The sequence below is a fragment of the Mesotoga sp. UBA5847 genome, from assembly GCF_002432735.1.
Taxonomy (GTDB): domain Bacteria; phylum Thermotogota; class Thermotogae; order Petrotogales; family Kosmotogaceae; genus Mesotoga.
Window position 1 is genome coordinate 1 of the sequence record NZ_DJGL01000089.1, and the last position, 9,487, is coordinate 9,487.

Below are 9,487 nucleotides of genomic sequence, written 5' to 3' on the forward strand. Positions count from 1 at the left end.
TGACTGAGGACCGCTATTCCAGGGTACAGCGGAACTTCTGGCGTACAGCGATTCTTCGAGCGACCAGCGGGTTCCCTGCTTTTAAGCGTCCAGCGGTCTTTCCAGCGATCAGCGGGTTCATCGCCCTTAACCGGATAGCGGCTCTTACTCTTGCAACTGACAACATGGAACTTGGAACTGATTCTTTTCGGAGAACGGTGAACCGACAACGGACAACTATTTCTTCTGCAACTCACAACTTGGAACTTGCAACTGGTTTTCCCTTGCAACTCAGAACTTGTAACTTGGAACTGTACTACACACACACCCTAACGGCAGGAAGGAGATAATACCTTCCTGTCTTTGCTCTTCTGGCTATGGAATAGATTCAAATATCCATGGCTATCATTTGGTTTTTCAGGTCTTTCCTATAGCAATGGAAGAAGCCTAACAAGTAAATAGAATTACTTTGTTGAATTAACAATTCAGAAGGCCTCTAGTAGTATTATTGGATGTATAACATTGTAATCTGTTTCTTGATTGCGAAATCGTTCGGTTAACTTTGTGCATTGTATATGAACTTGCGTTCTAGACATTTCGATACATTACATCTACTTGGATCACAGACTGATTGTTAAACATTCAAGCGTGTGAGTTGGGCATGTTCAAGACTAAGTTCTTTCTATGAGGTGCTAAATGCAAGAATATTCGCTGACCAAGAAAAACGCCGAGAATCCCGAAGAGGGAACTCTTGTTTTTTTCGAAGCTAACAAGGATATTTCTTTCTCCTTCAAGCGTGTTTATTATACCTATGGCGTGAAAGAAGGAATCATTCGTGGGCATCATGCGCATAAGGCCTTGGAACAGCTCCTGATTTGTGTTTACGGAGCCATAGAGATTATGTGCGATGATGGCAAAAAGAAAGAATACACAGTCTTGGATGATCCTGCTAAAGGACTGTATGTTGGCAGAGGGATATGGCGTACTATGAAATGGCTCAAGGATGATAGTGTTTTGCTTGTTCTTGCTTGCGAATACTACGATGAGTCTGACTATATTCGTGATTACGATGAGTTTATCAGGCTTGTGAAGGAGGGTTACTGGAAGAGATGAAAGTGCCTTTCAATGTTCTTAGACCTCAGTATCTAATGTTCAAAGAAGAGTACGACAGAGCTGCTCTTGAAGCTCTCGATTCCGGCTGGTACGTGCTCGGAGAGAAAGTGAGTCAATTCGAGAAAGAGTTTGCCGATTACGTTGGTGCCAGGCATTGTGTTGGTCTAAACTCGGGTTTAGATGCGCTCATTCTCGCTTTCAGAGCACTTGAAATTGGTAAAGGTGATGAGGTTATAGTTCCTGCCAATACTTATATCGCTTCGGTTCTCGGGGTAACTGAGAATGGAGCAAGGCCTATCTTTGTCGAACCGGACGAGTTCTACAACATCGACCCGGCAAGGATAGAAGAGGTAGTAACAGAAAGAACAAAGGCGATTCTTCCAGTACATCTCTACGGCCAGCCCGCAAGAATGGAAGAGATAATGGCGATCGCAAAGAAATATAATCTCTTTGTCGTTGAAGACTGTGCCCAGGCCCATGGAGCGACAATCAATGGAAAGAATATCGGGACTTTCGGCGATATCAACTGCTTCAGTTTCTTTCCGACCAAGAACCTCGGGGCTTTTGGAGACGCCGGGGCGATCGTAACCGACAGCGAAGAACTGGCAGAGAGGGTTCGCCTTCTAAGAAACTACGGGAGTGTCAAGAAATACTATCACGAGATCGAAGGCGTGAATTCGAGACTTGACGAGTTCCAGGCAGCGTTATTGAGCGTTAAGCTTACGCATATGGCCGAGCTCGAAGACGATAGAAGAAGAGTAGCCGAGAAGTATCTCGAAGAGATCACCAATCCACTTTTGAAACTGCCGAAGATCAAAGAGGGCTTCAAGCACGTGTGGCATCTCTTTGTTGTAAAGTGCAATCGGAGGGATGAACTGCAGGAGTTTCTATCCGACAACGGAATAGGGACCCAGATACATTATCCCGTTCCTCCTCATCTTTCGGGAGCTTATAGACGTTTCGGATACAAGAAGGGAGACTTCCCGATAACCGAGAACTACGCAAACACGATTCTCAGTCTGCCCTTATATAATGGCATGACAAATGAAGAAGCCGATTATGTGATCCAGGAGATAAATGAATTCAAAGGGGTGAGTGTATGAGGGGCGTTATACTCGCTGGAGGTAAGGGAACAAGGCTTTATCCTTTGACTAAGTCTTTGAACAAGCATCTGCTACCTGTAGGTACGGAGCCTATGATCTATAATCCTATCCACAATATGCAGGCTAGCGGAATCAAAGATGTTCTTATAGTCACTAGCACAGAGCACATGGGAGACATGGTGAATCTTCTTGGGAGTGGCTCAGATTTCGGACTGAGATTTGCGTACAAGGTCCAAGATGAGGCCAACGGCATTGCAGACGCGTTACGGCTTGCAAGGGAGTTCGCTGGAGACGAGAAGATTCTCGTCGTACTCGGAGACAATGTGTTTGAGAAGCCGGTGAACTACTTTGTCAGGAATTATGAGAACAAGCAAAACGGTAAAGGGGCTAGAGTGTTGCTTGTCAAAGTTTCGGACCCTCAGAGGTTCGGTGTCGCGGCTCTCGACGAGCAAAAGGTGGTAGAGATCCAGGAGAAACCTGAGAACCCGAAGAGCGATTATGCCGTTGTCGGCGCTTATATTTATGACAAGAGAGTCTTCGATGTAATAGACCATATAAAGCCATCCGCGAGGGGCGAGTATGAAATAACCAGTGTAAACAACAGGTATATCGAGCTGGGAGAACTCGAGTACGACTTCGTTCAGGGAAGATGGATGGACACAGGCACTTTCGAATCTTATTATGTGGCCAATAAGATCATGTACGAACACTACTTCAAGAAGATGGGAATAGAGAAACCGGAATGAGTCGAGCAAGGCTGTTTGTAGAAAACTTTCTCGTCTATGGTATGACCGGGATTATAGGCAAAGCTATTCCCGTTGTGATGGTTCCGATAATCACAAGGCTCATACCGGACACTTCGATCTACGGTGTATCTGATCTTCTACATGTTCTGGTATCTTTTGGCTCTGCATTTGCAGTGCTTGGAATGTACGACGCTATGTTCAGAATGTTCTTCGATGACGATACTCAAGAGCATAAGCTCAAAGTCTGCTCAAGCGCCCTCTCAGTTGTGGCTTTAAGCTCGACAATTACTGGAGCGATTGTAATACTTTTCAGCAAGAGCCTATCACGCCTGCTTTTCACGACAGATGTGTATCAGATATGGGTAATGCTCATGGGAGTTCAGATCGCTCTAGGTGCTCTGGATAGTATAATAGCAGCTCCGACTAGGATGCAGAACAAGAGAAAAGTGTATGTCGTACTGAGCGTTGTTACACCCCTTATAAGCTACGGGATAAGTGTGCCTCTCATACTGTTTGTTGATCCTTTGTTCGGACTTATAATGGGAGGCTTTGCTTCAGTTGTCTCAAAGCTCTTCATATTCTGGGTGCTGAATGGGAAATGGTTTAGCTTTCGATTTGCAGATAGAAGACTTGCTCTCGAAATGTTCAAGATAGGACTTCCGCTTATGCCGACGTTTCTAATATATTGGGTCTTCAACTCCTTCGATAGAGTAATGATTTCGAATATGCTGGATACGTCTCAGAATGGAATCTATGCAGTCGGCGCAAAGGTAGCAAGCATAAGTCAGCTAATATACTCCGGTTTTGCGGGAGGCTGGCAGTATTTTGCCTTTTCAACGATGAAAGACAAAGACCAGGTTCAGCTAACTTCAAAGGTCTTTGAATACCTTGGAATCATTTCCTTTGTTGCAACTTTTCTAATAATGCCCTGGCTCCCTTTGCTTTTCAAGATACTGTTTACCGGGGACTATATTCTGGGGTATCAGGTGGCACCATATCTCTTTCTTTCCCCGCTTCTGCTCATGTTATTTCAAACTTCCGGGAATCAGCTTCTGGTTATCAAGAGAAGTTACTGGGTTACAATTTCTCTAGTGATTGGCGCAGGCTTGAACGTTTTATTGAACTATCTTATGATACCCGTTCTGGGGATAGAGGGAGCATCAATTGCTACTCTTACAGGCTACTCCTGTTCAGTCGTAATAATGGCAGTTATAACTATAAAGATGAAGCTTCTGAAGGTCAGAAGAAGATTCATCTTATCGGCGGTTATTACAACCTTGTTCTTTGTAATGTCCAAGTTGTTTTTGAACAAAACACTTCTTCCGTGGTTTGCCGCTTCTCTTCTCAGTGTGGGGATTATACTCTTTCTTTACAGAGAAGAGCTGAAAAAGCTTAAAGGAAGAACAAAGAGAGGTAGATCTGTATGAAGAGACTACTTGTTACGGGTGGCGCTGGTTTTATAGGCAGTAACTTTGTGAATCACATTCTCGAAAGGAGAGAAGACCTGCAGATAATAGTTCTCGATTCTCTCACATACGCCGGAAACCTCGCAAACCTATCTGATCATCTGAATGGAAGCAATACCGTAGTTCCCAAAGAACATGAAAGACTTGAACCGATAAGTTTTGATCTGGAGGGTCGTAGTAGCGCAGCAGATATCTCGAAAGATCTGGAGAGACTGAAGTTCAAGCTAAACGGCTTCAAGTATAACCAAGCACAGGTAGTTGAATTGCATCAAGTTGTCGAAAATGGTCTTGTAGAAAAACGGCTAGTGCTTGTTGTGGGAAGCATTGAAGATAGAAGAATCGTCGATCAGATCATGCCGTTGTGCGATACGGTGGTGAATTTTGCGGCCGAAACTCATGTCGATAGATCGATACTGAACCCCGATCAGTTCATAAAGACCGATGTATATGGGACTTACATTTTGCTTGAAGCCTCAAGAAAGAATCCAGATCTTAAGAGGTTCTTGCACGTATCGACCGATGAAGTTTATGGAGTAGCCTCTGAACGCAGCTTCTCGGAGAAAGATCCGATAAATCCAAGAAACCCTTACTCGGCGAGCAAGGCAGCTGCAGATAGGTTAGTTTACGCATATAACCAGACTTATGGTTTACCCGTGAACATAGTGAGACCGTCGAACAACTTCGGACCGAACCAATATCCTGAGAAACTTATTCCTGTGATGATAATCAAAGCCTTGAGAGATGAAAAACTACCGGTTTACGGAGATGGAAAACAGATTAGAGATTGGTTGTTTGTGAGAGATACGGCCAGAGCGATAGAGGTTATTCTGGAGAGGGCTCCCGTCGGCGAAGTGTATAATATTGCCGGCAGAAACGAAAGAGAGAACATATTCATGGTAAACACAATCCTTGAAAGACTGGGCAAGAATACGGAACTGATAAACTATGTAAAGGACAGACCGGGACATGATGTAAGATATTCTCTGGATGACAGCAAACTAAGAGGCGAACTCGGTTATCTGCCGGAAAAAGACTTTGAAAGCAATTTGAAGGAGACCATCGACTGGTATGTCAACAATCAGGAATGGTGGCAAAAGATACTAGACCATGACAAGGAATATCACGAGTTTATGAATAGATGGTATAGGGAGAGATAGAGCTTTGTCAAAAGTAATTAAGGCTATTAAGAATCCTAGACTCGCTCTAAAAGTACTACACAATAGAATTAGAAGCACACTTAATAGAAGTAAAGCGAAGAGATCTGCCAGAAGAAATGGTGGAAGGCTGGATATGGGTGAGCATGTTAGCTTTCATCAGAAAACGCTCTTTACAGGGAAAGGGAGTACTACAATCGGTTCACGTACATCATTTGGAGTCGATGTCGGCGGGAAGTACCTGCACAATTACTGTGAAATTCAAGCACGTTTCAAAGAGTCCCAAATAATAATCGGTGAGAATGTTGCTTCAAACAACGGATTGCTTATTATCTGCGCCGAAAGAATCGAAATTGGAAACGATTCTCTGATTGGGAAAGATGTTCAGATGATCGATTTTGATGCTCATGGGTTAGCACCTTCTGAAAGGCGAAACTCGATCGGGAAGGTTAGGCCGATAGTTATTGGAAAGAACGTGTGGATCGGAAATAATGCGATAATACTGAAGGGAACAGAAATAGGTGACAATTCTGTCATCGGAGCCGGCGCAGTAGTCACCGGCGGCAAGTTCTCATCAAATGTAGTAATAGCAGGAAATCCTGCAAAGATTGTGAAGGAATTGACTAACGGGAGATAATATGTTTGCAAAAACTGCGTTGATCTATTCAGAAACAATTGGTGTTGATTGCGAAATCTCTGACTACTCAATCGTTTACGAAAACGCCTTATTAGGTAGATCGGTCTTTATTGGGGAACACGCTGTTATTGGAAGAGAGCCAAGATCTACTTCTGCTATAGTAAGAGAGATCAAGAAAGCAGGAACAACCATAATAGGAGACTATTGTTCTATTTCTGCACACGCTGTAATTTATTCTGGGGTATCTGTTGGGCCAAACACTTTGATTGGGGATAGTAGTTCAATTGTTCCGGACGTTTCAATTGGAGAACAAGTTCTAATCAGTAGAAATGTGACAATTAACTCTGACGTTGTGATCGGTTCCTATACAAGAATAATGGATAATTCGCACATAACAGGAAGAACACGTATTGGGAATCATGTGTTCATTAGTGTTGGGGTTATTTCGGCAAATGATAACGCTTTTGGCGGAAAAGGTTTCTGTGAAAATGTAAAAGGCCAGATAATAGAGGATTATGCATCAATAGGTGTTGGAGTTGTACTTCTTCCAGGCACAAAACTAGGATTTGGTTGTATTGTAGCGGCTGGAAGCGTAGTTAAGAAAGACGTAGAACCCGAGACACTCGTTGCAGGGAATCCAGCGGTATTTGTATCTAGAGTACCGAAACATCTTAGGCGTTACTGAAAGGAGAAGACATGGTTTCTGTGAAGCTGTTAGGGATTATTAACTCGATTAGGAAGAAAAAGGGAGAACAAGAACTGCCTGAACACTCATTTACTGAACACTCTTCACTGAGAAATGATATAGGCTTTGACTCGCTGGATCTTGCCGAACTTACAGTGAGAATTGAAGATGAGTTTGGTATAGACATATTCGAACACGGCAATGTCGATACTATATCTGAGATTCTGAAAAGGCTTGGTGCGAGTGAATAAGTTCTTCTGGGTAGACAAGCAAAGAGCAATTGCAAAGACGTATGGTGATTTAGTCGGGGATTTGATATCTGTCAGAGCTGTTCCGCGCTTTTTGAACCATGATAACCCGTACGAATTGTACGTATCTCTTCTTGCAAGCATTGTCTTCTCAAAGAATGTTGATATTCTTGACAGTGACTTAAGCAGAACAGAGAGAGAGAACCTTGGTATTGGTGAGAATCATGATTATGAAATGCACTTCTCTGAAACGCCAGAAGAGATAGGTTCTCCACAGAAGCTTGTGAATTTGGTTTCATCTGCCGCAATTAGCTGGAGATTGGGAATCTACACTTCAGGTACAACAGGGAGACCAAAGAGAATTGAACACACCATGGAATCTTTGACGAGAGCGTGTAAGATCGATGACAGGTATTCCGATAGTGTTTGGGCATTTGCGTATAACCCAACGCATTTTGCTGGTCTTCAGGTCTTTTTTCAGGCATTCCTGAATCTGAATACGATCGTCTATGTATTTGAGACAACTCCTTCCAAGATATTACCAACAATGGAAGAAAGCTCTGTTACTCATATATCTGCCACTCCAACTTTCTACCGCTCGTTTGTGTTTACAAGCGAAAAAGTGAATGAAAAAGTGCTTGGGGTTACTATGGGAGGCGAGAAATTTGATACTTCACTGGTTGAAAGAATCTCGTCTGTTTTTCCCAATGCTCGTATTAGAAACATTTACGCTTCTTCGGAGGCTGGAAGTCTATTTGCTTCAACTGGTGACGTATTTACTATTCCTTCCCGTTTTTCAGGAAAAGTATTGATTGGTGATGATGGAGAACTTCTGATTCATAAGAGCTTGCTGGGCATTTCGGATGACATTATCCTTGAGGGTGAATGGTACCATACAGGAGATGTTGTAGAAAGACTGGATGAAAACACTTTCACATTCATTTCAAGAAAAACAGAGATGATCAATGTTGGGGGCTATAAAGTGAACCCTCATGAAGTTGAGAAAGCTATAAGAGAGATAGAAGGAGTCTTAGATGTTAGAGTATTTGGCAGATCAAATAGAGTTACTGGGAATATTGTAGTGGCTGAAATTGTAGCCAAGAATGCAGAGGAAAAACCTTATATAGAAAACGAAATCGGCAAACTAAATAAGCATCTCCAATCCTGGAAAGTGCCAAGAATAGTTAACTTCGTTGACTCAATAGAGCAGACTCGGACCGGAAAGAAGGTGAGAAAGTGAAGATCGTTGTGCTCACTGGTGATTCAACTGGTCTTGGATCTGAAATTGCAGATATGCTTCTTCCCAATGGGTATAAAGTCATAGGAATAAGCAGGACAGAAACGGATTCAGTAAAGCAACGAAAAGCTTCGTATCAAGAGCAGTACATTCATATTGAATTTGATCTCTCAAATACGAACGGAGTGAAGGATTTATATCTTGGAAAACTAAAACCTCTAGGTCCAATTTATGGATTAGTGAACAACGCTGCTATTGCATACGATGATCTTGCAACTAATGCGAGTCTTGAAAGGATTGAAAACATGTTCCAGGTCAATGTATTCTCTCCAATGGTTCTCACGAAATACATTGTTCGAGATATGTTGTTGAGTGGAACAAAGGGTTCAATAGTCAATATCTCTTCTATCTCAGCATCAACAGGTTACAAAGGACTATCAATGTATGGCGCAACAAAAGGAGCTCTGGAAAGCTTCTCAAAAGGTATCGCTCGGGAATGGGGCTCGAAGGGCATAAGGTCAAATTGTGTCTCACCGGGATTCATGGAAACTAGAATGAGCAGTTCTCTTAGCACCGAGCAAAAAGAGAGGATATATAGAAGGACCTGTCTGAGATCAGCAACTGAAGAAAGATCAGTAGCTTCTACAGTTTTGTTTCTTCTTTCAGAAGATGCAAGTTCAATTACAAGCCAATCGTTTGTTGTTGATTGTGGGACAATATAGGAACTCTTTTCTTGCATACAAGATGTTTGAAGCAGAAGGACTGGAAGAGAAAATAGGGACTCTATTATTTACTTACCCGTAATACACCCATTCATAGATACTTCCTCGTTTTTATCAGACAAAGCACAAATAAAAACAAAATAAAATAAAAATAGAAAATGGGGACAGACTCCATTTTTAGGAACAAGAGCAGTTCTTCCTTCATAAGAGCGTGCAAATAGAAAAATAGGGACAGACTCCATTTTCTGAAGAGCGGTTCATCGTTCCGACGCTTCGCGACTAGGTTCTTCGTTGGTTTAGGATCGAGGGCGTAGAGCGGGAGCAAGATCCATTACTTGAAGAACGATGTCCTGTATAGAATTAATTCGGGATGAAACGGGATAATCGGATGGGGCAT

Annotated in this window: 10 protein-coding genes; all 10 read left to right on the plus strand. The window is 42.7% G+C overall.

Going from position 1 to position 9,487, the window contains the following annotated elements:
- Positions 1-675 precede the first annotated feature (675 nt).
- The 10 genes from B3K91_RS11320 to B3K91_RS11365 are packed head-to-tail and all read left to right on the plus strand — an operon-like array spanning position 676 to position 9,090.
- On the plus strand, positions 676-1,092 hold the full coding sequence (locus B3K91_RS11320) for a sugar 3,4-ketoisomerase (RefSeq protein ID WP_292595184.1): 417 nt from the start codon (positions 676-678) through the stop codon (positions 1,090-1,092).
- Complete coding sequence (locus tag B3K91_RS11325) at positions 1,089-2,195, plus strand: DegT/DnrJ/EryC1/StrS family aminotransferase (protein WP_292595189.1); 1,107 nt, start codon at positions 1,089-1,091, stop codon at positions 2,193-2,195. Before B3K91_RS11320 ends, B3K91_RS11325 begins: the two co-directional genes overlap by 4 nt.
- On the plus strand, positions 2,192-2,941 hold the full coding sequence (locus B3K91_RS11330; RefSeq protein WP_292595194.1) for a sugar phosphate nucleotidyltransferase: 750 nt from the start codon (positions 2,192-2,194) through the stop codon (positions 2,939-2,941). The genes B3K91_RS11325 and B3K91_RS11330 overlap by 4 nt, the downstream gene beginning before the upstream one ends.
- Positions 2,938-4,368, plus strand: coding sequence for a polysaccharide biosynthesis C-terminal domain-containing protein (locus B3K91_RS11335; RefSeq protein ID WP_292595197.1), 1,431 nt, complete (start codon positions 2,938-2,940; stop codon positions 4,366-4,368). Before B3K91_RS11330 ends, B3K91_RS11335 begins: the two co-directional genes overlap by 4 nt.
- Positions 4,365-5,564: a dTDP-glucose 4,6-dehydratase gene (gene rfbB, locus B3K91_RS11340; protein ID WP_292595202.1), complete on the plus strand. Its 1,200-nt coding sequence runs from the start codon at positions 4,365-4,367 to the stop codon at positions 5,562-5,564. Before B3K91_RS11335 ends, rfbB begins: the two co-directional genes overlap by 4 nt.
- Before the next feature lie 4 nt (positions 5,565-5,568).
- The gene (locus B3K91_RS11345) at positions 5,569-6,198 is read left to right on the plus strand and encodes an acyltransferase (RefSeq protein WP_292595204.1); all 630 of its coding nucleotides are present in this window, start codon (positions 5,569-5,571) and stop codon (positions 6,196-6,198) included.
- 1 nt (position 6,199) lies between these two features.
- The gene (locus B3K91_RS11350) at positions 6,200-6,883 is read left to right on the plus strand and encodes an acyltransferase (RefSeq protein ID WP_292595207.1); all 684 of its coding nucleotides are present in this window, start codon (positions 6,200-6,202) and stop codon (positions 6,881-6,883) included.
- A gap of 11 nt (positions 6,884-6,894) precedes the next feature.
- Complete coding sequence (locus B3K91_RS11355) at positions 6,895-7,134, plus strand: acyl carrier protein (RefSeq protein WP_292595210.1); 240 nt, start codon at positions 6,895-6,897, stop codon at positions 7,132-7,134.
- On the plus strand, positions 7,127-8,371 hold the full coding sequence (locus tag B3K91_RS11360) for an ANL family adenylate-forming protein (protein WP_292595212.1): 1,245 nt from the start codon (positions 7,127-7,129) through the stop codon (positions 8,369-8,371). Before B3K91_RS11355 ends, B3K91_RS11360 begins: the two co-directional genes overlap by 8 nt.
- Positions 8,368-9,090, plus strand: a complete 723-nt coding sequence (locus B3K91_RS11365; protein WP_292595214.1) for an SDR family NAD(P)-dependent oxidoreductase — start codon at positions 8,368-8,370, stop codon at positions 9,088-9,090. Before B3K91_RS11360 ends, B3K91_RS11365 begins: the two co-directional genes overlap by 4 nt.
- The last annotated feature ends 397 nt before the right edge of the window (positions 9,091-9,487 follow it).